Below are 25996 nucleotides of genomic sequence, written 5' to 3' on the forward strand. Positions count from 1 at the left end.
AGCCGCAAGGGTGAACAAGTAGGGGTCCGAGATGCAGCAGAGCACGTCAGCCGTACCGTCAGCCGATCTGCCGCTCCGCATCGCCACGATGGCGGACGCGCCGGCAATCGCCGAACTGATGGCACTGGCGATCCCGGCGCTGCTCGGCCCCTATCTGACGCCGGCGCAGATTGCGGCGAGCCACAGGGTCATGGGCCTCGACACGCAACTGATCGCGGACGGCACCTATTTCGTGGTGCATGACGGCGCCGCGCTGGTCGGCTGCGGTGGGTGGAGCCGACGGGCGACGGTCTATGGCGGGAACCACACCGGTGGGCGTGACGCCCGGCTGCTGGACCCGGCGACGGAGCCGGCGCGGATCCGGGCGATGTACACCCACCCCGACCATGCCCGCCGCGGTATCGGCCGCCGCGTGCTGGCCGCGGGGGAGGCGGCGGCGCGGGCGGAGGGGTTCGCCCGCGTGCGACTGGCGGCGACGGTCGGCGGCGAGAAGCTCTACGCTCGCTTCGGCTACCTGCCGGGACAGGCGTTCGAGGATGGCGGTGTGCCGCTGCTGCCGATGGAAAAGGTGCTCGTCTGATCCACAAGCTGTGTTCGCGTATGTGAAATTGCAATCGATATAGTGGATTGCGATGTGATAAGCTTCGCATTCGTGAATATGCTGCTACTATCCATGCGAAGCATCGGCTGATAGGTGCCCGGGCAAAAGGCAGGGGTCATATATGCGGATATTCGTCGGGACGGGCAGCGCGTTGGCGTTGGTCATGGTGGCACAGGCCGCAATGGCGCAGGTCACCGCAGTTGGCGATGCGTCCGGAACCTCGGAGGACACCGCGCCGGTCGCCCAAGGCAACGACATCATCGTCACCGCACAACGGCGCGAGCAGTCGCTGCAGGATGTCAGCGCCGCGATCACCGCCATCGGTACCGACCGACTGGCGGAAGCGCAGGTGAACAGCCTGTCGGACCTTCAGACCATCGTCCCGTCGGTGAACTTCGGCAACGACTTCAACCAGGCGAAGATCTTCATCCGCGGCGTCGGTGCCAACACCTCCACCACCGGCAACGCCACCGGCGTCGCGCTGCATGTGGACGGTGCGGTCGTCAGCCGGGCCGAGGCGCAGCTCACCAGCCTGTTCGACCTTGCGCGGGTGGAGGTGCTGCGCGGGCCGCAGGGCACGTTGTATGGCCGCAACGCCACCGGCGGCTCCATCAACCTCATCACCGCCAAGCCGTCCGACACGTTCGAGGGCTATGTTCGCGCGACCTACGGCAATTACAGCCAGCTCATCACCGAAGGGGCGATCGGTGGTCCGATCGTGCCCGGCATCGCCTTCCGCATCGCCGGCAAGACGGAGGATCGCGACGGCTTCGGCACCAATCCGGTCACCGGCAACGATGTGGACGACCTCAACCGCCGCATGCTGCGCGGGCACCTGCGATTCGAGCTGGGCACCGCGGCGGAGCTGCTGCTGACGGGCGAGTATTTCCGGCAGGACGACCATTCGGGCGCGGTCCATTACCTCGCCCCATCCTTCCCCGACGTGGCGCGGCTCGCCCCGCTGGGCCGGGGCGGTTATGCCACCCGGCCGCGTGATCTGGCGTCGGAGACCGATGTCGGCACCGATACCGAAAGCTACAGCTTCACCGGCACGTTGACTGTCGACCTGAGCGATGCATTGACGCTGACCAACATCGCCAATTTCCGTGATTTCGAGACCTCGCTGTTCCAGGACCTCGATCTGTCGGGCGTGGTCAACAGCCTGCAGACAACGGGCCAGCCGACCACCGTGCAGGAACGGCGGATCGACAGCGAGCAGTGGAGCAACGAGCTGCAATTGAACTACTCGGTCGATTACCTCGACTTGGTGGTGGGCGGGTTCTACTTCCACGAACGGCAGCGCCCGATCGACAATGTGGGCCTGGCGCGCCGCAACGGCATGGCCAGCAATATTCCGCTGCTGCAGGCGGCCGGCATCAGCCTGGACGAGGCGTTCGGCCTGTGCGGCTATCGCCCCGACGACGTGAGCGGCGGGACAACCGTGATCGCGCCCAAGCGGGTCTGCACCCGTTCCAACCTCGGCACCGATGCCTATGCCTTGTTCGGGCAGGCTAATGTTGGGCTGGGGCTGCTCAGCCCGGCGCTGGACAGCCTGACGCTGAAGCTGGGTGGGCGTTACAGCCACGAGACGATCGAGAGCGCCAACCCGTCCATCGTGATCGCCGCGGGCGGACGCGGGCCGGTGATCCGCTACACTACCGAAGGCACGTTCCGCGAACGCAGCTTCAGCGATTTCACCCCGGAACTGGGCGTCGAATGGCGCGCCACCCCCGACATCCTGCTCTATTACACCTACGCCGAAGGGTTCAAGGCGGGTAGCGGGGAGAACGCGGCCGGCAGCACCACCATCGTCGACCCCGAGACGATCCAGAACCACGAGGCCGGGATCAAGGCGACGCTGGCGAACGGCTTCGCGATCAACTTGGCGGCCTACACCTACGACCTGCAAGGGTTGCAGTTGAACAAGACCATCTCCGGCGGGCCGACCGGGTACCAGACGATCTTCCAGAACGCGGCCGAGACCACCGCCAAGGGCGTAGAGCTGGACGTGTTCGGGCAGGTGACGGACCGGTTCCGCGTCAGTGGCGCGCTGTCCTTCACCGATGCCAAGTTCCAGGATTACCTGACGCTGGACCCGCTGAATCCGGTCAACATCCTGACGCCGGGCGTGCCCGCCTACAACCCGGTGACGAACCCGGACCCGACCGCGTTCGGCGCGCCTGGAGGTGGCGAGATCCAGCTCGCCGGCAACCAGTTGCGCAACACGCCGCGCTGGGCCTGGAACCTGCATGGCGAGTACGACTTCGACCTGGCCGGCGGCACGCTGACCGCGATGGGCGATGTGTCGTACAAGAGCCGCATCTATTTCAGCGAGTTCGAGCGCGAGATCGAGAGTGCGCGCGCCTACACGATGGTGGATGCGAGCCTCAACTGGGCGGCGGATGCCAGCGGCGTCAGGCTGCAGGCGTGGGTGCGCAACCTGTTCGACGTGGACCGGGCGAGCAGCACCTTCGCCCTCGCCACCGGACGGCTGCTGGGCGTCACCTACCTGCCGCCACGCACCTATGGCGTGACGGTGGGCTACAGCTTCTGACGGATCAAGGCGCCGGGCTGTCCGGTGCCAGCATCCCGCCGCCTAGCGCCACGTACAGCGTCACCGCGTTGCTGCGGTAGGCGCGGCGCGTGGCCAGCAGCGATTGCTGGGCGGCGAACAGGCTGCGTTCCGCATCCAGCACCTCCAGGAAATCGGCGACACCTTCGCGGTAACGCAGGCGGGCGATGTTGGCGATCTGCTGCTGCGCAGTGACGCCGCGTTCCAGCGTGGCGACCTGATCGGCGAGGTAGCGGCGACCGGCGAGCGCGTCCGACACTTCGCGGAAGGCGTTCTGCACGGCGAGGTCGTATTGCGCCACCTCCTCGACCTCCCGTGCGCGGGCGAAGTCGAGCTGCGCCTCCCGCGCGCCCCAGTCGAAGATCGGCAGGCTGATAGACGGGCTGAACGACCATGCCTGATTGCTGCCCTGGAACAGCTCGTCCAGCTCCACGGAGGAGAAGCCGTAGCTGCCCGTCAGCGAGATGGTCGGGAAGAACGCCGCCCGCGCGGCGCCGATATTTGCCCGCGCGGCGATCAGCTCCTGCTCCGCCTGGATGATGTCGGGGCGGGCGAGCAGCAGGTCCGACGGCAGGCCGGCATCGATCTCCAGCCCGTTTTCCTGTTCCACCAGCGTCAGGCCGGGCGGCAGGGTATCCGGCACCCGCCCGCCGACCAGCACGGCGAGCTGGTTGCGCAATTGCGCCTCCGTCAGTTCCTGCGCCTGCAATTGCTGTTCGGCCTGGGTCAGCAGCGCTTCCGCCTGGCGGGTCGGCAATGCGCTTTCGACCCCTGCGCCCAGGCGCAGTTCGGCGATGCGCAGCGCGTCGCGCCGGGTTTCCGTGGTGCGCTGCGCCAAGGCGATCTGTTCGCGCGCCTCGACCACCTGGTAGTAGGTACCCGCGACATCGGCGATCAGCGACAGGTAGAAGGCGCGCTGCGCCGCCTCCGTCGACAGATACAGCGCGCGCTGCGCATCGGACAGGTTGCGCACCCGACCCCAGAAATCGAGCTCGAACGAGGAGACGCCGACATTCACGTCGTACCGGTCGATGGTGATGGAGCTGGGTGGATCTTCCACCACCTCACCCCCTTCGCCCGGCTCGTCCGTGACACCGCCGGTGCCGAAGCCAGGGATGGTGCCCAATGGCGTGCGCTGGCGGGTGTAGGTGCCGTTGAAGCCGGGCGCGGGCAGGCGGGCTGCGTCCTGAATGCGGAACTGGGCGCGCGCCTGCTCTATCCGGGCAGTCGCGGCGAGCAGGTCCCGGTTGTTCAGCAGCGCCGCCTCGATCAGCGCCTCCAGCCGGGGATCGACGAAGAAGCTGCGCCAGGGCAGTTGGTTCGCCACTACCGCGCCGTCGGGCTGGAAGGCGGGGTCGTAGGCTGCCTCCGTCGTCAGGCCTGGCCGCACGTGATCCGGTGCCAGGTTGATGCAGCCGGCGAGCGCCAGCGCCGGCAGGGTGGCGAGAGCCAGGGAGGGGCGGCGGATCATGCGGGCTCTCCGGCCGGGCGGGCAGGTGGCGGCGGCGTGGCGGCGCCGTCATCGTCCATGTGGCCGGCGGCCATCGGGCGCTGCCGGCTGAGATAGCGGCGCACCAGCAGGTAGAGGACCGGGATGACGAAGATGCCGATCGCAGTCGCGGCGATCATGCCGCCCATGACGCCGGTGCCGACGGCGATGCGGCTGGCCGCACCGGCGCCCGAGGCGATCACCAGCGGCACCATGCCCAGGATAAAGGCGAGCGAGGTCATGATGATCGGCCTGAGGCGCAGCTTCGCCGCCTCCTTCACCGCCTCCAGCGCGTTCTTGCCCGTGGCCTCCTCCTCGATGGCGAATTCCACGATCAGGATCGCGTTCTTCGCCGCCAGACCAATGATGGTGATGAGGCCGACATTGAAATAGACGTCTGCCGTCAGCCCGCGCAGCATGGAGAACACGACGGAGCCGAGCACGCCCGCCGGCACGATCAGCAGCACCGCCAGCGGCACGGCCCAGCTTTCGTACAGCGCCGCCAGCAGCAGGAACACGACCACGACCGACAGGCCCAGCAAAAGGCCGATCTGCCCGCCGGCCTGCTTCTCCTCGAACGAGAGACCGGTCCATTCATAGCCGATGCCGGGTGGCAGCTCCTGCGCCAGCCGCTCCATCTCGGCCAGCGCCGCGCCCGAGGAATAGCCGGCCGCCGCCTCCCCCGACAGGGTCAGCGCGGGATAGCCGTTGTAGCGGGCCAGCGTGGGGGCGCCGGCGGTCCATTCGGCGGTGGCGAAGGCACTGAACGGCACCAGTTCGCCCTGCTGGTTCGGAACGCGCAGGTTCAGGATATCCTCCGGCGTCATGCGGAACGGCGCGTCGGCCTGCACGATCACGCGCAACACGCGGCCCTGCCGGGTGAAGTCGTTGGCATAGGCCGAACCAAAGCTGATGGAGAGCGTGGCGTTCACGTCGCTGATGGCCAAGCCCAGCGCGCGGGCCTGCACCCGGTCGATGTTGACGCGCAACTGCGGCGTGGGCGCCTGTTCGTCCGGGCGCAGATTGGTGATGATGCCGCTCTCAGCCGCTGCGCCCAGCATCTGGTCGCGCGCGGCGGTCAGCACCTCGCGCCCGACGCCCTGCCGGTCCTGCAGCTTCAGCTGGAAACCGCTGGCATTGCCCAGGGCCGCGATCGGCGGGCGCTGGATGGCGAAGGCGATCGCCTGATCGAGCTGCATGAAGCGGCCCATCGCCCGCTGCGCCAGCGCGGCGGCGCTGTTCTCCGGCTCGGTCCGCTCGCTCCACGGGATCAGCGGCACGAACATCAGCGCGTTGTTCTGGCCGCGGCCATAGAAGCTGAAGCCGCGCACGGCGACGACGTTGGCGACTTCCGGCTGGTCCTGCAGGAAGCCTTCGACCTGCTCGATCGCGGCGGAGGTGCGCGCCTCCGTACTGCCGGGCGGGGTCTGGATCACGGCCACCAGTTCCCCCTGATCCTCCGTGGGGAGGAAGGACGTCGGCAGGCGCATGAACAGCAGCGCGGTCACCACGCAGATCGCGGCGAAAGCGGCCAGAGCGACCAACGGGCGGGACAGAATGCGGTCGTTGCCGCGGCTGTACTTGTCCGTCATCCGGGCGAACCAGACGTTGAACCGGCCGAGGATCCGGCTGCCGCCATTACGGGCCCGGTCCAGCCAGCCGCGCCAGCCGGGCCGCACCGGCCGCGCGGTCGCGCCGGCATGCGCATCCCCCTCGCCAGCCGGGGCGTGGCTTTCGCCCGGCGGCTTCAGGAAGGTGGCGCACAAAGCGGGCGTCAGCGTCAGCGCCATGAGGGCGGAGAAGAAGATGGAGATCGCCAGCGTTACGGAGAACTGGCGGTAGATGCCGCCGGTGGAACCGGGGAAGAACGCCATCGGCACGAACACCGCGATCAGCACCAGCGTGATACCGACGATGGCGCCGGTGATCTGGTCCATCGCCTTGCGGGTCGCGGCGACGGGGTTCAGCCCTTCCTCGTGCATGATCCGCTCGACATTCTCGATCACCACGATCGCGTCATCGACCAGGATGCCGATCGCCAGCACCATGCCGAACAGCGTCAGCACGTTGATCGAAAAGCCCGCCAGCCAGAGGCCGAGGCACGCGCCGGCCAGCGCGATCGGCACGACCAGCGTCGGGATCACGGTCGCGCGCCAGTTCTGCAGGAACAGGAACATGACCAGGAACACCAGCGCCATGGCCTCCACCAGGGTCTTGATCACCTCCTCGATCGACAGGGTGACGAAGGGTGTGGTGTCGTAGGGGATGGTCCACTGGACGTCGCCGGGCAGGCTGGCGCCAATCTCCTCCATCCGCTGGCGCACGCCCGCCGCCGCGTCCAGCGCATTGGCGCCGGTCGCCAGCTGGATGCCGATGCCCGCCATCGGGCGGCCGTTCAGCGTGGCGGAGAAGCCGTAATCGGATGCGCCCAGCTCCACCCGCGCCACATCGCGCAGGCGCACGGTGGCCCCGCCGGTCTCCGCCCGCAGGATGATCTCCTCGAACTGGCGGATGGCGGAAAAGCGGTTCTGGGTAATGATCGTGGCGTTGATCATCTGCCCGTCGACATAGGGCTTGGCGCCCAGCGAACCGCCCGCCGTCTGCGTGTTCTGTTCCTGGATCGCTGCCACGACCGCCGATGGTGACAGGTTGTAGGAAGCGAGCTGTTGCGGATCGAGCCAGATGCGCATCGCATATTCCGACCCGAACAGCAGCACGTCGCCAATCCCGCTGACCCGGCGCAGCTCGTCCACCACCTGCAAGGTGGCGACATTGCCAAGATCGGTGCTGTCCATTCCGCCGCTGCGGCTGGTCAGCGCGACGACCATCAGGAACCCGCTGTTCGACTGGCGCACGGTGATCCCGTTGCGGCGCACATCCTCCGGCAGGCGGGCTTCGACGGTGCTCAGCCGGTTCTGCACTTCCGTCTGCGCAATATCGATGTCGGTGCCCGCTTCGAACGTGACGGTGATGGTGCCCGCACCCGTCGATTCGCTGCTGCTGGCCATGTAGAGCAGGCCATCGACGCCGTTCAGCTGCTGCTCGATAATCTGGGTAACGTTCTGTTCCAGCGTCGCGGCGTCAGCGCCCGGATAAGTCGCGGTAATCTGCAGCGATGGCGGGGCGATGTCGGGGTACTGCTCGATCGGCAGCGCGCGCATGGCGATGATGCCGGCCAGCAGGATGCCGAGCGCGATAACCCAGGCGAAGATCGGCCGGTCGATGAAGAAGCGTGACATGGCTCAGTTGCCCTGTTCACCCTGGGTCGGCCCGGCGGCCGTCCCCTGCGCCGCCTGTGCCTGCGGCTGGCCCCCTGCCGGCTGCGTGCCGCGCTGTCCCTGCGGACCCGCGCCCGCACGACCGACCTGCACCGGCGCGCCATCGCGCAGCTTCTGCAGATTGTTGGTGATGACCACGTCGCCCGGCTTCAGCCCACCATCGATGATCCACTGGCCATCGATCATCTCGCCCAGCTCTACCGGACGCGCCACGGCCTTGCCGTTGACGGCCAGGAACACACTGCCCCCTTCGGGCGTGATGCTGACCGCCGATTGCGGCACGGCGATGCCGTTCGTCAGTTCGCCCACGGTCAGCCGCACGCGAACGAATTCGCCCGGCAGCAGCAGCCCTTGCGGGTTGGCGAACTCCGCGCGCAGCTGGACGGTACCGGTGGTGGCGCTGACCGACTGGCCGAAGAAGTCGATCGCACCGGCGACGTTGTAGGTGGTGCCATCGGGCAGGATCAGCTCCGCACGCACCGGATTGTTCAGCCGCAGCTCGCCCGCATCGATCATCCGGCGTAGCCGCAGCAGCTCCGCCGCGGATTGATCGAAGGTGGCGTAGATCGGGCTCATCTGCTCGATCCGGGTCAGCAGCGTGCCTTCGGCCTGCGTCACCAGCGCGCCTTCCGTCACCTCAGCCCGCCCCACGCGGCCGCTGATCGGCGCGGTGACGTTGGTGTAGCCGAGCTGCAGGGAGGAGGCGCGGACCTGCGCGCGCAATTGCGCGACATCGGCCTGCGCCTCCCGACTGGCGGCGAGCGCGGCGTCATATTCTTGCCGGCTAATCGCGTCCTGCGCCACCAGCGGGCGGTAGCGTTCGACGACGGCTGCGGCATTGGCGGCAGTGGCGCGGGCGCGTTGCAGGCTCGCCTCCGTCTGCGCCTGCGCGGCGCGCAGTTCGGACGGGTCGATGCGGAACAGCGGCTGCCCGGCCCGCACATTGGTGCCTTCTTCGAACAGGCGGCGCTGGATGATGCCGGTCACGCGAGCGCGCACCTCCGCCACCCGGACAGCTTCGATCCGGCCGGGCAATTCGATGATCTCGGGCAGGGCGCGGGAGCCGACGGTGATCGTCTGCACCGGCATGGCCTGCGGCGCGGGTGCGGCCGCCTCCTCCCCACAGGCGGACAAAGCGAGAGCCATGGCAGCGACCAGCGGCAGCGCGATACGCATCAGGGAACCTTCGGTTTGATTGTGCAGTTGCGGTGGTGTAATACGTGTTACACAACACGGGTACAAGCGGGATTAAGCGCGATCACACAGGTAGAGACGGAAACGCGCAACTGCGACCTTGAAGCGGACGGCGCGGGGCGCCGGCTAGACCGGCGGCGTGACGCGATAATCGCCTGTGCCGACCGTTTGTTCCTGCAGCAGGGTTTTGACCGCACGACGCTGGCCGATGTGGTCGAATGCGCGGGCGGGTCCCTGGCGACGATCTACAAGCTGTTCGGCAGCAAGAGCGGCCTGCTGGAGGCGGTGATGGAGTGCCGCGCGACATCCAAGGATGGATGGCTGCAGGGCATCGTCGATGCCGGCGACCCGCCGGTTAAGGTGCTGGAGATGGTCGGCCAGGAGCTGCTGTGCCGGTTCAAGGACCCGGCCGAGGTGGCGCTGTCACGTGTCGTGATCGCCTACAGCCTGGAGAACCCGGACTTTGCCCGGCGCTTCCACGGCCGCACGATCGCCATGGCGCGGGGGCACCTGACCCGGCTGTTCGCCCGTTGGCAGGACAGCGGCTACACCCTGAATGCCCCGCCCGGGACGCTGGCGGCGATCTTCCTGGGAATGTTCGTCTACGACCTGCATAGCCAGGCGATCAGCCACGGGGCCACGCCGGTGCCGGCAGAAGCCGACATCGCGGCCAAGCTGCGGGTGTTCTGTATCGGCGCGGGCCTGTGCTGAGCCCGGCGGGTCAGGTGCGGCACCAAGGCCCCACCTGACCCATGCCTGCGGGTCAGTCCGTGGGGAAGCCGCGGATCTTCAGCAGGGCGGTGACGTCCGGATCGCGGCCGCGGAAGTTGCGATAGGCCTCGGCCCGGTCAGTCTCGTTACCGGTCGACAGCAGCACCCGGGCAAAACGGTCAGCTGTCTCCTTGTCCCAGTAGCTGCCCGCCTCCTCGAACGCGGCCCAGGTGTCCGCGTCCATCGTCTCCGACCACAAGTAGCTGTAATAGCCGGCGGAATAGGCGTCGGACGAGAACAGGTGATTGAACTGCGGCAGGCGGTGCCGCATCACGATCTCACGCGGCATGCCGATCTCCGCCAAAGCGGCCGCCTCGAACGCGTCGGGATCGGTCACCGGCTGATCCTGCGTATGCAGCTTCATGTCGACGATCGCACTGGCGAGGTATTCCACCGTGGCGAAGCCCTGGTTGAACGTCGCCGCAGCCGTGACCTTGTCCAGCAGCGCCTGCGGCATCTTCTCGCCCGTCTGGTAATGCAGGGCGAAGCGGTCCAGCACCTCCCGCGTCAGCAACCAGTGCTCGTTCACCTGGCTGGGATATTCCACGAAGTCACGCGGCGTGCCGGCGAGGCCCGGATAGGTCACGTCCTGCAACATGGAATGGATCGCGTGGCCGAATTCGTGGAACAGCGTTTCCGCATCGTCCAGGCTGATCAGCACGGGCGCGCCCGCCGCACCCTTGGCGAAGTTGTTGTTGTTGGACGACAGCACGTTCTTGGCCGGCGGCAGGTCCCGCTGGCTACGATAGGTTGTCGCCCAGGCGCCCGACCGCTTGCCCGTGCGGGCGAAATCGTCGCGGTAGAACAGGCCGACCTCCGCCCCGTTCTTATCCGTCACATGCCACACGCGCACATTCGGCTCGAACACCGGCACGGTGCCACTGATCTCCTTGAACTGGAGGCCGTAGAGCTGCCCGGCCGACCAGAAGGCGGCGTCGATCATGTTGTTCAGCTCGAAATACGGCTTCAATTCCGCCTGATCGAGGTCGTAGCGGGCCTTGCGCACCTGCTCCTGATAGAAGCGGTAATCCCACGGTTCGATCGTGATGCCGGCATTCGCCCCGTCGGCGATCGCCTGCATGTCGCGCACCTCCTCGGCAACGCGGGCCGTGGCGGCGGGCCAGACGCGCATCATCAGGTCCATGGCGGCTGCCGGGGTTTTGGCCATGGTGTCCTGCATGCGCCATTCGGCATGATTGGCGAAACCAAGCAGCTTGGCCCGCTCGTCGCGCAGTTGCAGGATGCGGGCGATCGTCGCGTTGGTATCGGTCGTCCCGCCATTGTCGCCGCGGTTGACGAAGGCACGCCATACCTTTTCACGCAGCGCGCGGTCGCTGGCGAAGCTCAGCACCGGATCGACCGCCGAGCGCGTGTTGACGATGGCCCAGCCTTGCAGGCCGCGCTCCTCCGCTGCGGCGCGCGCGACGGCCTTCACGCTGTCGGGCACGCCCGCCAGCTCCGCCTCGTCCGTCACGGTGATGTAGGTCGCCTCGTCCGCCAGCAGCTTTTCGGAGAAGGTGGCGAACTGGGCAGCGAGCTGCTGGTTGATGGTGGACAGCCGCTCCTTCTGCGCTGCGTCCAGCTTGGCGCCCTGGCGCACGAAGGACTCGTAGGTCCGCGTCACCAGCCGCTGCTGCTGCGCGTCGAGACCGCTGGTCTCCCGCGCATTGTAGATCGCCTCGATCCGGGCAAGCAGCTGTGGGTTGAAGGTGATCGCGTCCTGCGCCGCCGCTTGCTTGGGCGACCATTCTGCATCCAGTGCCTGATAGGCGGGCTTGTTCATGTTGCTGGTCATCACGCCGAACAGCGCATTGACGCGGCCCAGCCGTTCGCCCGCCAGCTGCATGGGGACAAAGGTGTTGTCGAAGGTCGGCGCCTCCGGATTGCTGGCGATCCTCTCGTATTCCACCTGCCGTTCGGCCAGCGCGGTGGCGAAGGCCTGCGGGAATAGGTCCGGCTGCACCTGGTCCCACGGGGGCACGCCACCATAGGAACCTTCCCAGGTGGCGAGCAGCGGATTGGCGTCGGCAGCGGTCGCGGAAGCGACATTCGCCTGGCCCTGGGCCAGGGCTGCGGGGGCGGACAGGATCAGCGACATGGCAGTGGCGATACGTAGGGCAGAATGCACCATGAACTCCAATGGTTTACAGGTATGGCGAACAGCATAGGCGTTTCCGAGCGATGGTAAAGTTTGCAACCGGATCGCCGTGGCAGCCCTGTTGCGACAACGGGGCAATTGTTTGCTACCAAACCGTGATGTTGCAGACGGGCAGATGCGGATTGCTACCTTTATTGATCCAGGTAAACTCGTGATGCCTCCCGAAACGGCCGGGCGGCACGGGGTTGAACGGGGTACAAGTGGGGCGCAAAAGCGTGGCAGCAACCCGGAAGATCAGGCCACAGTGAGGAACCTGATACTGCGCTGGGTGCTGGCTGCCTGCCGTGCCTACCCCCGGCGTGTGGCGATGCTGCTGTTGTTGAGCGTGCTGGTCTCCGCCATGGACGGGCTCAGCATCGCCATGCTGGTCCCGTTGATCGGCACGCTGTTCTCCTCGCAAGGTGATGTGCGCGACAGTGTCGACGGGCCGCTGGGCGCGGCGCTGGACTGGCTGGCCGACCTCGCCGGGATGGATTACCGCCTATATACCATCACCGCAATCATCGTGGCGCTGGTCGCCACGCGCGTGTTGTTGACCTATGTCAGCGCGGTCAACGTCGCCCATCTGGGCAGCCGGCTCAGCCTCAATCTAGCCAGCACGATCCATCGGCGATTGCTGGACGCTGATTACCAGTTCCTGTCCGTCACCGACCACGGCACCATCATCAACACGCTGGATACGGAGGTTTGGAACGTCACCAACGCGATATTTGCCGTATTCGATGTTTTCTCCAACCTCTGCATCGCGCTGGCGCTGGGCGCGCTGCTGCTGCTGATCTCCCCCGAACTGACCCTGATCGCGGCACCGCTGGTCGGCGGCGTCTTCCTGGTGCGGCGCGCCTTCGACCCGCGGGTCCGCACGCTGGGCGATGCCAAGGTCCGCGGCGGGGAGGAATATTCGGTCCATTCCTATGAATTGCTGGACCATATGCGCATGACCCGCGCCTACGGGCAGGAGGAGGCGGTGCAGCGCGGTTTCGTGCGGCTGACGGATCGGCTGCTCGACATCGATGTCGCGATCACCCGGCTCACCTCCGCCATCGGCGGTGCGCAGGAGGTCGCGTATACCGTCATCGTCGTCGTGCTGCTGATCGTGGCTGTGCAGATCGAGATGGCGCAGCCCGCGCTGATTGCCTTCATCGCGCTGCTGCACCGGCTGCAGCCGCCGATCGCCGGCCTGAACCAGGCGCGAAGCGTGCTGGTGCTGGCGCATGCCTCGCTCGCTTCCGTGTCGCAGCTGGAGGAACTGCCGGCCTGGTCCGCCCATGCCAATGGCCGCGACCGGCTGCCGGCGCTGACCGGAGCCATCGTGTTCGACCGGGTCAGCTTCTCCTATGACGGGAAGTCGCACGAATGCCGGCCGGCGCTGGCCAATGCCAGCTTCTCCCTGCCGCTTGGCCGCGTCACTGCGCTGGTGGGCGCATCTGGTGCAGGCAAGTCCACGATCACCAACCTGCTATACCGCTTCCATGATCCTGACAGCGGCTGCATCAGCGTGGCCGGAACCCCGCTCGCGGCGCTGGACATCGTCTGGTGGCGATCGCAACTGGCCATATCTGGCCAGGACACGGGCCTGATCTCCGCATCCATCCGCGCGAACATCGCCTTCGCCCGGCCCGATGCCACCGATGCGGAGATCGAAGCGGCGGCCCGGGCGGCGGAGATCCACGATTTTATCGCCCGGCTGCCGCTCGGCTACGACACCCAGGTGGGGGAGCGTGGCGTGCTGTTGTCGGGCGGACAACGGCAGCGGATCGAGATCGCCCGCGCGCTGCTACGCCCCGACGCCATCCTGATCCTGGACGAGGCGACGAACGCACTGGACGCGGTGACCGAGGCGGAGGTGCTGGCGACGCTGCGCCGCCGGGCTGGCGACCGTACGGTGCTGGTAATCGCCCATCGGCTCGCCACCACGCGCCATGCCGATCATGTGATCGTGCTCGATCACGGACGGGTGTTGGAACAGGGCAGTCCTCTCGCCCTCCGGCAGAGCGGCGGCCTCTACAGCCGGATGGTCCGCCTGCAGGAACAGGGCAAGCAGCCGGACGCGGCTTAGCCGGCCTCCGTTTCTGTCAGGAGCCTTGCACCTGGAGGTTCGGCCGGCCGATCATCTGCCGAATGCGCCGCCGCAAGGGCGGCGGTACGCGGGAACGGGCGCGCCGGACAAGACCCCGCCACAGCCGGACGACACGCTTGGCCACGGGGATGTAGCCGGGCACGCGATATGGCCGCAATTGCTGTACAACCGCGCGTTTCAGGACCGGATCGTCAAGACCGATGCTGCTGAGATAGCCTTGCAGCCACCGCAGGTAGCCGGCGCGTGCCGGATGCCATGTCCCCGGATCGTATGCCCCGGTAGCGATCGCCTGCGAACAGCAGGAAGATGCGTGCTGGCGGTAATAATCCAGCACTTCGTCGATCACCACCACGTCATGCGCGGCGGTCATCTTGCTGAGGAACACCTGGTCTTCGTACAACCCGCGAAAGCTCGGCTCAAACCCGCCGATCGCTTCATAGGCGTCGCGGCGCACTAGCAGGCTGCAGATGCCAGGCAGGGAACCGCCGGAAGTGAGGATGAACTGCCGCAAGGCGGTCGGCGCGGGGATCAGTTGGCGTGGCGGCAGGTGCATGTTGCCTGCCTCATCCTCCCGTCCCAGATAGTTCGCGCCGGTGTCGGCCCAACTGTACCAGTACAGCGTGGGGCCATAGATCATGCCCGCCTGCGGGAATGCGTGGGAGACCTCGACGAACTTCTCCAACCGGTCGGGCAGCCAGATGTCATCCGCGTCCAGAAACGAGATATACTGGCCCCGCCCGGCCGCGACGCCGGCATTGCGGGATGCGCTCATGCCCAGATTGGCGTGATCGGGATGTTCGATGTACCGGATGCGGCCGGAATGCGCGGCGGCATAGCTCTGCGCGATGGCGGTGGCACCGTCCCAGCTGCCATCGTCCACCAGCACCAGTTCCCAGTCGGTGAAGGTCTGCGCTAGGATGCTCTCGATCGCCTCCGCGATGAACCTCTCGCCGTTGCGGAAGATCATCACCGCCGTAATCAGCGGGGGCGTGCTCAGCGGATCGCCGGTCATGCCGCGCGCGCCAGCAGCGCATGATCGTCCCGCAGCCAGCGGGCGAACCCGTCCGCATCGCGGTCCAGTACCTGCAGCCGGGGCAGTTCGTGGCGCAGTTGGCGGGCGGTTACGACGGCCGGGTGGCTGGTGCAGGCGATGGGAATGCCCAGTTCGGCCACGATCGCGCGGCTGGCTGCGTCATGCCGGCCAAAGGGATAGCTCATCCGGTCCACCGGGCTGCCGGCAAGTTCGGTCAGCGCCTGCTGGCAGCCGGCGATCTCGTCCCGTTGCCGCGCCGCGTCGTGGTCGGGCAGGCTGGGATGATGGCGGGTGTGGTTGCCGATGCGCACCAGCGGATGGCCGGCCAGCGCCGCCACCTGCTCGCGCGTGGCAGGCCGGCGCCGCTCCGGTCCGGCGAGCGGCATGCCCGCCCACAGCAGCACCTCGGCCACGGCGGCATCTTGATCCACCGGCGGCAGCGCGACAATCGCGTGCCACAGGTCCATGTAGAGCTGCTCGCGCCCATTGCGTGGCTCCTCCCAATCGGCATGCCAGCGGGTCGACGTAGGGGCGGCGGCGCTGTCGTCGGCGATGGCGAAGCGGCGCTCCCGCCCTGCCAACACGATCTCTAGCGTGGTGGGCAGGGTGCCGCTTTCCAGCACCGCCCGCCCCAGCGCGTCCCACCAGAATTCCCGGCTGCGGCCCAGCGCATCCGACACGACGAAGAAGGTGGCGGGGATGCCATGCCGTTCCAGAATTGGCAGCGCGACCTCCAGATTGTCGCGGTAGGCGTCGTCGAAGGTCACCGCCAGCCGGCTGCCCGTGCGGTCCAGCACCTCATCGTTGGCAAAGGCGGCCAGGTCGACCGCCGCGCCGCGCCGTGCCAGCAGCGCCATCTGCGCATCGAAGTGCTCCGGACTGACGCACAGGTTCCACGGATCGACCGCCTCGCTCGCCACCCGGTGGTACATCAGGATGCCCGCGCGCGGCCGCAGCGCGCGCACCTGCCGGCGGATCGGCCGGGCGATCCGACGCAGGGCGCGATTGTTGCGCAAGGCTGAGAAGCGTCTGGGTGTCATCCTGTGTTCTTTCCCGGTCCGCTCCTCGTCCACCACGAAGGCCACACTGGCGGCCCGGTTCCTGCAGCCCGTGCTGAGGTGCGGACGTCACAAAGGGGTGTCCACTACTTCAGCGCCGCCATCAAGAGGGTTAACGGGCGGTCGGGCCTAACGCTTGGGCCGTCATCTCATGGCTTTTCCGAACCCGTCGGCATCGGCGACTTATTTCGTCAGATCAGCGGCCCGTCGCGCGGCGATCGCGACGATCACCGGATATTGCTGGTCGAAATGGCCGAGTTCCGCTGGCTGCAATTCGGCCGCCGCCATGCCGTGCAGGAAAGCCGTCGCGGACAGGAGGTTGCCATACTGGCTGATGCCGACCTGCTCCGCCCCGAACACCGGCGCGCACAGCCGGCGGGCGGCGGCGGCGGACAGCGACCAGTACCAGGTGTCGTTCCAGTCGTCGTCGGCGATCTGGGTGATGCCGGGCACCGTGCACAGCAGCACGCCGCCCGGCTTCAGCACCCGATGAAGCGTGCGGACCGCCGCCTGCATGTCGAAGATCAGGTGCAGCGTCTGCGTCAGGATCACGCAATCGTAGGTCGCGTCCGGCACGCTGGCGCCATTGGTCAGGTCGTCGACATAGGTCGCGTCCGGGTGATCATCGACATGCAGCATGTCGCTCCGCCCGACGTCCTGGCCGAACTTTTCGGTATAGAGCCGTTCGCCGATCTCCAGCACGCGACCGGTGATCTCGGTGCGGTGGGAGTACAGGAACGTCTCGATATAATGGCGGTCGATCGGCTGCCCGCGGTTGAAGCCATATTCGCGGCACAGCGGTTCGTGGCTGCGCAGGTCGCCCATGAACACCTGCCCTGGCGGTGCGGAGGTGGCGCCGCGCAGCCAGGCGACCCCGCGTTTCGCCACCTTCACGAACCTGCGGCCGTGCCGCCGCGCCACTGTGTCACCCCTCATGCCTGCAATGCTATACCGCTCTGCAGCAAAGGGAAGGGGGGCACGTCGATCGGCGTTATCAGTCGTCTGCGTCCAGACCATAGGCGGTGTGCAGCACGCGGACGGCGAGCTCGGTCTCGTCCTCGTCGATCAGCACGCTGATCTTGATCTCGCTGGTGCTGATCGCCTCCACATTGATGCCGCGATCGGCCAGCGACTGGAACATGGTGGCGGCGACGCCCGCATGGCTGCGCATGCCAACGCCCACCACGCTGACCTTGGCGACCTTGGCGTCCACCACGATGCGATTGAAGCCGATGGTCGGACGCCGATCTTCCAACAGCGCCTGCGTGCGGGCGAGGTCGGCCTGCGGCACGGTGAAGGTCACGTCGGTCTCGCCCTTGTCGCGGCCGACATTCTGGATGATCATGTCCACGTTGATTCCGGCATCCGCCAGCGGGCCGAAGATCATGCTGACCGCGCCCGGCCGGTCGGGCACGCGGGTCAGCACCACGCGCGCCTCGTTCTTGTCGTGGGCGATGCCGGTGACCAGCTGCGTTTCCATTCCCCGGCTTTCCATGATTTCAGCCATTTCCTCATCCGAAACGATCATCGTGCCCGGCAGGTCATCCGCCGGAACGCCATCTTCCACAAAGCTGGACAGCACCTGCACGCGCACGCCGGCCTTCATCGCCAGGCTGACGCTGCGGGTCTGCAGCACCTTGGCCCCGACGCTCGCCAGTTCCAGCATCTCCTCGTAGGTGACGAATTCCTGCTTCTTCGCGCGCGCCACGATGCGGGGGTCGGTGGTGTAGACCCCGTCCACGTCGGTGTAGATGTCGCAGCGGTCGGCGCCGATCGCCGCGGCCACCGCCACCGCGCTGGTGTCGGACCCGCCACGGCCCAGCGTCGTCACCCGGCCCGTTTCGGCGAGGCCCTGGAAGCCGGGGATCACGGCGATCTCGCCTTCACCCATCGCCTTCAGCAGCGCGTCGGTCTCGATGCTGGCGATGCGCGCCTTGGCATGCGCCTCCACCGTGTGGATCGGCATCTGCCAGCCCAGCCAGCTGCGCGCCTTGCAGCCCAGCGCCTGCAGCGTCAGCGCCAAGAGGCCGCTCGTTACCTGCTCCCCGCTCGCCACGACCACGTCGTATTCGGCGGGATCGTACAGCGGGTTCGCCTCCCGGCACCAGTTCACCAGGCGGTCGGTCTCGCCCGCCATGGCGCTGACCACCACGGCGACCTCGTGCCCGCGCTCCTGCTGACGGCGCACGATATTGGCGACACGGCGGATGCGCTCGGACCCGGCCATGCTGGTGCCGCCGAATTTCATCACGATCCGCGCCAAGAATCCGTCCCTCTCGCAAGTCGGCACCATACTGGCGCCACGTCCGCCGCGCTGTTAGGGATGCGCCATGGGTGATGCAACTGTCGCAAATGTAACCATCCGCGACGCGGAGGCGGCGCATTTCGACCGTCTGGCCGCGGACTGGTGGAACCCCAAGGGCAGCAGCGCGATGCTGCACCGGTTGAACCCGGTGCGGCTCGGCTTCCTGCGCGATGCGATCGACCTGCACTGGGGCGGCGACATCCGCGACGCGCGTCCGCTGGCGGGCAGAAGCGCGCTGGATGTCGGTTGCGGCGCGGGCCTGCTGGCTGAACCGCTGGCCCGGTTGGGCGCGGCGGTGACTGGCGTGGACGCGGCGCCCGGCAACATCGCCGCCGCGAAGGCGCATGCGGCGGGCGGCGGCCTTGCCATCGACTACCGGCATGGGGAGTTGTCGGCGGTGCCCGGCATCTTCGACCTTGTCACCTGTATGGAGGTGATCGAGCATGTCGGCGACAAGCCGGCCTTTGTCGCCGAACTCGCCCGCCATCTGGCGCCCGGCGGCTTGATGGTCCTGTCCACCCCCAACCGCACCCCTGCCAGCCGCCTGCTGCTGGTCGGCGCGGCGGAGTTGGTCGGCGCCGTGCCGCGCGGCACGCACCGGTGGGATGATTTTCTGACGCCCGATGAACTGCGCGACCTGCTCGCCGCCGCTGGTCTGGTGATGGACCCGCCGCGCGGCATCGCCTTCTCGCCGGCGAAGGGCTTCCACCTGTCGGATGATCTGGCGCTCGATTTCATAACCACCATCCGCCACGTCTGAGCCTCAGGCATGATCGTCCGCGACAAGCCCCGCGCGATCGACCTCGTCTTCGCCATGCGCGGCTCTATCGTGCCGCACATCGCCGGGCGGGTGGGGCTGATGGTGCTGCTGGCCGCCGCGCTTGTGTGGATCGACCGGCACGGCACCCCCATGCCGCGGATCGACGGACTGGTGTTCTCCACCTTTGGCGTCGCGCTGTCGCTGTTCCTGGGGTTCCGCAACAACGCCGCTTATGATCGCTGGTGGGAAGCGCGCAAGCTGTGGGGCGGCCTGCTGGCCGACATGCGCAACCTGGCGCGGGAAGTGGAACTGTTCGTTGCCGACCCGACCGCGAGGGCCGATCTGCTGCGTGGTGCGCTCGCCTTCCTGCACCTGCACCGCGCCAATCTGCGGGGCCTGCGCGATGATCCGGTGGCGCAGTCGTTGGCCGGGAAGAAGGTTGCCTGCGCCGTCCATCCGCCTGACGCGCAGATGGATCTCGTCACTCGCCGCCTAGCGGCGGCTCATGCCGCCGGGGCAGTCGACGGCTTCGGCCTGCGGGCGCTCGATACCCGCCTCGCCAGCATCGCCTTGCAGCAGGCCGGGTGCGAGCGGATCGCGCTGACGCCGCTGCCTTACGTGTACTCCCTGTTGATCCACCGCACGATCTGGCTGTTCTGCCTGCTGCTGCCCTTCGCCTTCATCGACCCGGCCGGCTGGCTGACGCCGCTGTTCGTGGCAATCGTCGGCTATGTGTTTTTAGGCTTGGCCGAGGTCACGGAGGAACTGGCCCACCCCTTCGCCATGACCGCCAACGGCCTGCCGCTGGACACGATCTGCCGCGCGGCGGAAATCAGCCTGGCGCCGCATCTGGGGGAAGAACCGCCCCCGCCGCTGCGGCCGGTGCGGTTCTTCCTGGGGTAGGGCGTAGGCCCATAGATGAACGGTCAGGGGATCAGACGCTCCGCACGGAGTTGCTCGAATAAGGCGTAGAACGCGTCGTCGGTTGGCTGATAACCGGCAAAGCCCAGTCGCCGGCTCTTGCTCATGTCCGTCACCACCTCGATCGGTCGGCCGAGATCGGCGTCGGTATGCCAGGGGGATGCAAGGCGGCTCAGGTCCAGTTCCGCCAAACCCTCGCGCTCTGCAATCGTCCGCCATAGCGCGGCATCATCCGCCATCTGCTGTTCCAGCGGGCGCACGGTCCCGTCGAACGGCACCGCCTTCACGCCGAACCATTTGGCGATGCGCCCCCACATCCACTGCCAGCGGAAGAAGTCGCCATTGACGACGTTGAACGCCTCGTCATGGGCCGCCTCCGTCTCCGCAGCCCATAACAGATGGCGCGCCAATTGCCCGGCATCGGTCATGTCGGTCAGCCCGGACCATTGTGCGGCCGAGCCGGGGAAGGTGAATGGCCGCCCGCTTTCCCGGCACAGGCTGGCATAGACCGCCAGCGTCGTGCCCATGTTCATCGCGTTGCCGACCGCCAGTCCGATGACGGTATGCGGGCGATGCACGCTCCAGCTGAAGCCGTCGCGCGCGGCCGCGGCAAACACTTCATCTTCCTGCGCGTAGTAGAAATTCTCGACATCCAGCCGCCCTTGCTCCTCGCGGAAGGGCGTCTGTGGCAGCGTGCCCTTGCCGTAGGCTTCGAACGGGCCGAGATAATGCTTGAGGCCGGTGACCAGCGCGACATGGCGGGGACCGGTCGGCTTCGGAAGACCATCCAGCAGGTTGCGTACCATGGCGCCGTTGACGCGGATGTTCTCCGCCTCGCTATCCTGCCGCAGCCAGGTGGTGATGAACACCGCGTCGGGGTTCAGGTCGCGCAGGGCCGCGGCAGTTGCCGCCTCGTCCTGCAGGTCCGCCGCGAGCGGCTGCACGCCAGCCTGCGCCTGCGGGCGTCGCGCCAGGCCGTGTACCCTCCAGCCTTGCTCCACCAGCAGCTTTGCCGTTGCGCTGCCGATGATCCCGCTTGCTCCCACCACCAATGCCGTTTTCGCCATGCACGCCTCCTTCGTTGCCGGACAGCTAGGCACCGGACCGATCGGGTTCTAGACGGCACTATTTACGGCCCCAGGCACCAGGAGGTAACCACATGCGGCCCGGAACGCCCGACGACGAATGGCGTGAGGATTGCGCCCCGCGCCGTGTGCTGGAACTGTTCGCTACCAAATGGACCAGCATGGTCCTGCATACGCTGCATGCCCGCCATGCCGGGGCGGCGCGGACCGGTGCGCTCCACCGCAGCCTGCCGGGCATCTCCAAGAAGATGCTGACGCAGACGCTGCGCGATATGGAGCGAAGCGGTTTGCTGAAGCGGCACGTTCACAGCACGATGCCGCCGGCGGTCGAATATCGTCTAACCCGGTTGGGCCGCCGTTTCGTGGAGCCGGTGGAGCTGCTTTACGGCTGGGGTCGCGCCAATGCCGACGCGCTTGATCTCCTTGCTCCTCGTCCAAGCTCGCGGCGTACATAGGCAAGGGCGACGGCCACCGGGCCGACACCGCTATCGTAAGATCGGCTTTCCCGGCTGCAAGCAGACCCTTGCCATGCTGCCGAATGTAGCGCTTGCCCGCTCTTACCTGCCCACCCCCGATCGCCGGAACGCCCTCGGGCGCAACGTGGCGCAGCAAGGCTATATCACTGACGAACTGACCGAATATGCGCTGGACTGGATCGGCAGCCGCGGTCCCGGCAAGCCGTGGATGACGCACCTGGTGCATAAGGCGGTGCATGCCGAACCCATCTCGGTCGAACGGCACAAGGGCCGCTACGTCGAAGCGACCCCCCGCTATCCCGACAGCATGGCACCGGGCGTGTCCGGCCGGCCTATGTGGGCGGCGCAACAGCTGGCGAGGATGCCGGCATGCGGATGCGGGTGCGCGACAGCGGAGGCGCGGCGCACGCGGGCTTCCCGCCTGTCTTTTGAGCCGCCGATGACGCGCTGAGCAGGCCTGCCTTGAGGATCATGGAGCAACCACCACACATCTCGCCTTACGATTCTGTACCTCTGGGCGGCTGTGTGGACCGATGAAGCAGGCGGCTGGCGACCGCCCGCTCGAGCCGGGCGATCGCCTTGGAGACGTTGGCCGCTGACACGCCGAGCCGACGACCCGCCTCCTCCAGCGCCGACCGTCGTACCGGGTCGGCAAGGGCGGATTCCGCGTTGTTGAGGTGACCGATTCAAGAAGGGGCAGCCGACGCCCGGAATATCAGCGTTGGCGATCTCTCACCTTACCGATGACCAAGCCGCATCGGCTGCACTTCGCGGATCAGATCGATCAGCAGCTGCAGTCCGGCGGGTACATGCCGGCGCCCCGAGTAGTAGACATGAAAGCCGCTGCCGCTGCTTGCCCAGTCCTCCAGCACCGGCTGCAAGGCGCCGCTCCGCAGGTGAGGCCGCAGCGCCGGCTCGGAGGCGTAGATGATGCCGGTGCCCGACAGGCCGCAGGCCAGCATGGCGATGCCCGTGTCCACGGTCAGCGGCCCGGGCGTGGCGATGGCGACAGCCTCCCCATCCCGCTCGAACTCCCACTGGTACAGCTGGTCATTGCCGAGCCGTATGCCGATGCAGCGATGATGCCGCAGATCCTGCGGGGTGCCGGGCATGCCGAAGCGGTGGAGATAGGCAGGCGCTGCCGCCGCGATCCAGCGCATGTCGGGTGAAAGCCGCTGCGCTATCATGTCCTCTGGCACCGTGCCGCCGTAGCGGATGCCGGCGTCGAAGCCGTTGCCGACGATGTCGATCATCCGGTTGGTCACACCCAGGTCGATCTGCACCTCGGGATAGCGATCCACGAAGATCGGCAGCACCGGCTCCAGCAGCAGCCCAACCGCGTCTTCCAGCACATTGATCCGGATGCGCCCCGCCGGCGCCTCGCGGTAGCGGTCCAGCTTGCCCGCCGCTTGCCCGATCGCCTCCATCGGGTGCTCGATCATCGCGCGCAGATCTTCCCCGGCGGCCGTCAGGGTCACGCTGCGCGTGGTTCTGTTCAACAGTCGAACGCCACGCCGCTCCTCCAGCGCGCGCATGGCGTGGCTTAATGCGGAGGTGGTCACGCCCATTGCCAGCGCGGCGCGCTTGAAGCTGCCGTGCTGGGCAATGGCCAGGAAGTAGGCGAAGTCCGCCAGATCAGCTCGGCTCAACTGCATGACGCCCTCCTATAGCTTCTGTTGAGCATCGTTCACCAGTTCGTTGCCGCTGGCGCCGCTAATCGCATCCGTCGCCATCTCCTATCTTGTGGGGGAGGGCACTCGCCAGTGGCGTGAGTGGCCAAGAGGAAGGCGATTCCGATGACGAGGTTCAGCATTTGCCTGGTCGCGCTGCTGCTGCCGGCCGGCGTCGCACAGGCGCAGAATGGAGCAGGCGACATGACCATCACACGCAAGACAGACATGGAAACGACAGCCGGACCCGCAGAAAACTTCACCGGCACGGCGACGATCACCGGCCAATTCCAGCGGGAGGCCCCGTCGCGCGTTTCCGGCGCGATCGTCCATTTCGAGCCCGGGGCCCGGACCGCCTGGCACACCCACCCCGCCGGGCAGACGCTGATCGTCACCGAAGGCGTCGGCTGGACGCAGGTCGAGGGCGGGCCGAAACTGGAGTTCCATGCAGGCGACATCCTGTGGTGCCCGGCAGAGCACAGGCACTGGCACGGCGCGACCCAACATGACGCCATGACCCACATCGCGATCCAGGAAGTGATCGATGGCTCCCCCGTGACCTGGATGGAGCATGTGACGGACGAGGAATACCTCGCGCCGGTCGGGCAGGAGTAGATCGGTGCCGCACATCATCGTCAAGCTGTGGCCGGGCAAGTCGGACGAGCAGAAGCAGCGGCTGACAGCGGCCATCACGGATGACGTGACCCGGATCCTTGGGTGCGGCGAGGCTGCGGTCTCGGTCGCGTTTGAGGAGGTCGATGCCGCCGAATGGACCAGTCAGGTCTACGAACCCGACATCCTGGGCCGGTGGAACAATCTGACCAAGCAGCCGGGCTATGGCGAGCGGCCCGCCCGGCAGGAGAACGCACAATGATCCTGAACGAAACCGCCATCCTGGCTGATGGCGTGGCGATCCCGCGCCTAGGTCTTGGCACCTGGCGCATCGATGACGATGCCGTCGCCACCCTCGTGCGCGAGGCGGCGGCGATCGGATATCGCCATTTCGACACGGCGCAGGCCTATGGCAATGAGCGCGGCGTGGGCGAAGGGTTGCGCGCCAGCGGCGTGCCGCGCGACGACCTGTTCGTCACCACCAAGCTGGTGGCCGAAGCCAAGACCCATGCAGAAGCGCGGCAGCGGATCGACGGATCGCTGAAGACCCTGGGGCTCGATCACATCGACCTGATGCTGATCCACAGCCCGCAGCCCTGGGCAGAGTTCCGCAACGGCGGCAACTTCGACGAAGGTAACCTTGAAGCCTGGCGTGCGCTGGAAGAGGCGCAGCAGGCCGGGAAAATCCGGGCCATCGGCGTGTCCAATTTCGAACGCACCGACCTCGACAACATTCTGGCGCACGCCACCATTCGGCCTGCGGTGAACCAGGTGCTGGCGCATGTCGGCAACACGCCATTCGACCTCATCGCTTACTGCCAGGGACAGGGCATCCTGGTGCAGGCCTACTCACCGGTCGCGCACGGGGCCGCGTTGGGCCATGCCGATCTGGCGACCATGGCGGCGAGATACGACGTCGGCGTCGCCCAATTGTGCATCCGCTACTGTCTGCAACTCGGGCTGGTGCCGCTGCCGAAGACGACCAGCCTCGCGCACATGCGCAGCAACGCGGCGGTGGACTTCACGATCACGGATGACGACATGGCCACGCTGACCAGCCTGACGGGCGGGGTGGATTACGGGGAGGCCAGCGCGTTCCCCGTCTTCGGCAGGCCGCGGGTGGCTGCGGCTCCAGCGGAGACCGGCCGGTGAGCGCGCGGTTTACCGGCAAGGTCGCCTTCGTCACCGGGGCGGCCAGCGGCATCGGCCGCGCGACCGCCGTGGCCTTCGCTGCAGAAGGCGCGCAGGTTGCCATCCTGGACCGGACGGCGGATGCACTTGCCGCCACGGCGGACGCCGTGCGCGCCGCTGGTGGCGAGGTGCTGACGATCGCCGCGGACATTGCCGACCCGGCAGCGGTCGAGGCGGCGATCGGCCAGGTGGTCGCAAGGTTCGGCCGGCTGGACATCGCCTTCAACAACGCCGGTGTCGAGAACAGGCATGCTCCGGTCCACGCCATCGAACTTGGCGAATGGGACCGGATCCTCGACATCAACCTGCGCGGAACCTTTGTTTGCATGAAGCACGAACTGGCGCAGATGATGCGCCAGGGGGGCGGGGTGATCGTCAACACCTCCTCCGGCGCGGGTGTGCGTGGCGTGGCCGGCGGTGCATCCTACGCCGCGTCAAAGCACGCGATCATCGGCCTCACCAAATCCGCCGCGCTGGATTATGCACAGCAGAACATCCGGGTGAACGCCGTCCTGCCGGGGAACATCGAGACACCCATGATGGACCGCTTCACCGACGGCGATATCCAGAAGGCCATCGATCTCGAACCGGTCGGTCGCCTGGGCAAGCCGGAAGAGATCGCCGATGCCGTGCTGTGGATGAGCGCCGACCTAGGTGCGTTCGTCACGGGTGCGGCGATCTCGGTGGATGGCGGCTGGTCGCTCTGAAAGCATCGCTCGCTCGCTGCTGGAACTTGGCTTCCGAT

22 protein-coding genes are annotated in these 25996 nt (G+C 67.1%); 12 read left to right on the forward strand and 10 right to left on the reverse strand.

The window, feature by feature from the left end; genetic code table 11:
• Positions 1-31 precede the first annotated feature (31 nt).
• Positions 32-580 carry a GNAT family N-acetyltransferase gene (locus tag V5740_RS13330; protein ID WP_347302957.1) on the forward strand — a complete coding sequence of 183 codons (549 nt, stop codon included), beginning with the start codon at positions 32-34 and terminating at the stop codon, positions 578-580.
• A gap of 142 nt (positions 581-722) precedes the next feature.
• Positions 723-3155: a TonB-dependent receptor gene (locus V5740_RS13335; RefSeq protein ID WP_347302958.1), complete on the forward strand. Its 2433-nt coding sequence runs from the start codon at positions 723-725 to the stop codon at positions 3153-3155.
• A 4-nt stretch (positions 3156-3159) separates the two neighbouring features.
• Here V5740_RS13335 and V5740_RS13340 read toward each other — a convergent pair whose 3' ends face one another.
• From V5740_RS13340 to V5740_RS13350, 3 genes are read right to left on the reverse strand one after another with little or no spacing between them, the layout of a single operon-like run.
• Positions 3160-4644, reverse strand: coding sequence for an efflux transporter outer membrane subunit (locus tag V5740_RS13340; protein ID WP_347302959.1), 1485 nt, complete (start codon positions 4642-4644; stop codon positions 3160-3162).
• The gene (locus V5740_RS13345; protein ID WP_347302960.1) at positions 4641-7901 is read right to left on the reverse strand and encodes an efflux RND transporter permease subunit; all 3261 of its coding nucleotides are present in this window, start codon (positions 7899-7901) and stop codon (positions 4641-4643) included. Before V5740_RS13345 ends, V5740_RS13340 begins: the two co-directional genes overlap by 4 nt.
• Before the next feature lie 3 nt (positions 7902-7904).
• Positions 7905-9116, reverse strand: a complete 1212-nt coding sequence (locus V5740_RS13350) for an efflux RND transporter periplasmic adaptor subunit (protein ID WP_347302961.1) — start codon at positions 9114-9116, stop codon at positions 7905-7907.
• Between the two features lie 21 nt (positions 9117-9137).
• Between V5740_RS13350 and V5740_RS13355 the strand changes: the two genes are divergently transcribed.
• The gene (locus V5740_RS13355; protein WP_347304535.1) at positions 9138-9845 is read left to right on the forward strand and encodes a TetR/AcrR family transcriptional regulator; all 708 of its coding nucleotides are present in this window, start codon (positions 9138-9140) and stop codon (positions 9843-9845) included.
• A 52-nt stretch (positions 9846-9897) separates the two neighbouring features.
• Here V5740_RS13355 and V5740_RS13360 read toward each other — a convergent pair whose 3' ends face one another.
• Positions 9898-12036, reverse strand: a complete 2139-nt coding sequence (locus V5740_RS13360; protein WP_347302962.1) for a M3 family metallopeptidase — start codon at positions 12034-12036, stop codon at positions 9898-9900.
• A gap of 334 nt (positions 12037-12370) precedes the next feature.
• Between V5740_RS13360 and V5740_RS13365 the strand changes: the two genes are divergently transcribed.
• The gene (locus tag V5740_RS13365) at positions 12371-14119 is read left to right on the forward strand and encodes an ABC transporter ATP-binding protein (protein ID WP_347302963.1); all 1749 of its coding nucleotides are present in this window, start codon (positions 12371-12373) and stop codon (positions 14117-14119) included.
• Between the two features lie 16 nt (positions 14120-14135).
• Here V5740_RS13365 and V5740_RS13370 read toward each other — a convergent pair whose 3' ends face one another.
• From V5740_RS13370 to V5740_RS13385, 4 genes are all read right to left on the reverse strand, one after another.
• Positions 14136-15152 carry a glycosyltransferase family A protein gene (locus V5740_RS13370; protein ID WP_347302964.1) on the reverse strand — a complete coding sequence of 339 codons (1017 nt, stop codon included), beginning with the start codon at positions 15150-15152 and terminating at the stop codon, positions 14136-14138.
• Positions 15149-16213, reverse strand: a complete 1065-nt coding sequence (locus V5740_RS13375; protein WP_347302965.1) for a polysaccharide deacetylase family protein — start codon at positions 16211-16213, stop codon at positions 15149-15151. The genes V5740_RS13370 and V5740_RS13375 overlap by 4 nt, the downstream gene beginning before the upstream one ends.
• A gap of 201 nt (positions 16214-16414) precedes the next feature.
• Positions 16415-17167, reverse strand: coding sequence for a methyltransferase domain-containing protein (locus V5740_RS13380; RefSeq protein WP_347302966.1), 753 nt, complete (start codon positions 17165-17167; stop codon positions 16415-16417).
• A gap of 58 nt (positions 17168-17225) precedes the next feature.
• Positions 17226-18479, reverse strand: a complete 1254-nt coding sequence (locus tag V5740_RS13385) for an aspartate kinase (RefSeq protein WP_347304536.1) — start codon at positions 18477-18479, stop codon at positions 17226-17228.
• Between the two features lie 82 nt (positions 18480-18561).
• Between V5740_RS13385 and ubiG the strand changes: the two genes are divergently transcribed.
• Both ubiG and V5740_RS13395 read left to right on the forward strand, forming a co-directional pair.
• On the forward strand, positions 18562-19296 hold the full coding sequence (gene ubiG / locus V5740_RS13390; protein ID WP_347302967.1) for a bifunctional 2-polyprenyl-6-hydroxyphenol methylase/3-demethylubiquinol 3-O-methyltransferase UbiG: 735 nt from the start codon (positions 18562-18564) through the stop codon (positions 19294-19296).
• Between the two features lie 9 nt (positions 19297-19305).
• Positions 19306-20199, forward strand: a complete 894-nt coding sequence (locus V5740_RS13395) for a bestrophin family ion channel (RefSeq protein WP_347302968.1) — start codon at positions 19306-19308, stop codon at positions 20197-20199.
• 23 nt (positions 20200-20222) lie between these two features.
• Here the strand turns inward: V5740_RS13395 and V5740_RS13400 are convergent, their stop codons facing one another.
• Positions 20223-21284: an SDR family oxidoreductase gene (locus tag V5740_RS13400; RefSeq protein ID WP_347302969.1), complete on the reverse strand. Its 1062-nt coding sequence runs from the start codon at positions 21282-21284 to the stop codon at positions 20223-20225.
• Between the two features lie 92 nt (positions 21285-21376).
• Here V5740_RS13400 and V5740_RS13405 point away from each other — a divergent pair, with 92 nt between their 5' ends.
• Both V5740_RS13405 and V5740_RS13410 read left to right on the forward strand, forming a co-directional pair.
• On the forward strand, positions 21377-21757 hold the full coding sequence (locus V5740_RS13405; RefSeq protein WP_347302970.1) for a helix-turn-helix domain-containing protein: 381 nt from the start codon (positions 21377-21379) through the stop codon (positions 21755-21757).
• 73 nt (positions 21758-21830) lie between these two features.
• Positions 21831-22229 carry a hypothetical protein gene (locus V5740_RS13410; RefSeq protein ID WP_347302971.1) on the forward strand — a complete coding sequence of 133 codons (399 nt, stop codon included), beginning with the start codon at positions 21831-21833 and terminating at the stop codon, positions 22227-22229.
• Between the two features lie 286 nt (positions 22230-22515).
• On the opposite strand, the gene V5740_RS13415 is transcribed toward V5740_RS13410, so the two are convergent.
• A complete protein-coding gene (locus V5740_RS13415; RefSeq protein WP_347302972.1) occupies positions 22516-23433 on the reverse strand; it encodes a LysR family transcriptional regulator in 918 nt (305 codons plus the stop codon).
• A gap of 141 nt (positions 23434-23574) precedes the next feature.
• Between V5740_RS13415 and V5740_RS13420 the strand changes: the two genes are divergently transcribed.
• From V5740_RS13420 to V5740_RS13435, 4 genes are read left to right on the forward strand one after another with little or no spacing between them, the layout of a single operon-like run.
• The gene (locus tag V5740_RS13420) at positions 23575-24063 is read left to right on the forward strand and encodes a cupin domain-containing protein (RefSeq protein WP_347302973.1); all 489 of its coding nucleotides are present in this window, start codon (positions 23575-23577) and stop codon (positions 24061-24063) included.
• A gap of 4 nt (positions 24064-24067) precedes the next feature.
• Entirely contained in the window at positions 24068-24322 is a 255-nt protein-coding gene (locus V5740_RS13425; RefSeq protein ID WP_347302974.1) for a tautomerase family protein, read from the forward strand.
• On the forward strand, positions 24319-25212 hold the full coding sequence (locus V5740_RS13430) for an aldo/keto reductase (protein ID WP_347302975.1): 894 nt from the start codon (positions 24319-24321) through the stop codon (positions 25210-25212). Before V5740_RS13425 ends, V5740_RS13430 begins: the two co-directional genes overlap by 4 nt.
• The gene (locus V5740_RS13435) at positions 25209-25958 is read left to right on the forward strand and encodes a glucose 1-dehydrogenase (RefSeq protein WP_347302976.1); all 750 of its coding nucleotides are present in this window, start codon (positions 25209-25211) and stop codon (positions 25956-25958) included. Before V5740_RS13430 ends, V5740_RS13435 begins: the two co-directional genes overlap by 4 nt.
• Positions 25959-25996: the final 38 nt, after the last annotated feature.

Source organism: Croceibacterium sp. TMG7-5b_MA50 (assembly GCF_039830145.1).
Classification (GTDB): Bacteria; Pseudomonadota; Alphaproteobacteria; order Sphingomonadales; family Sphingomonadaceae; genus Croceibacterium.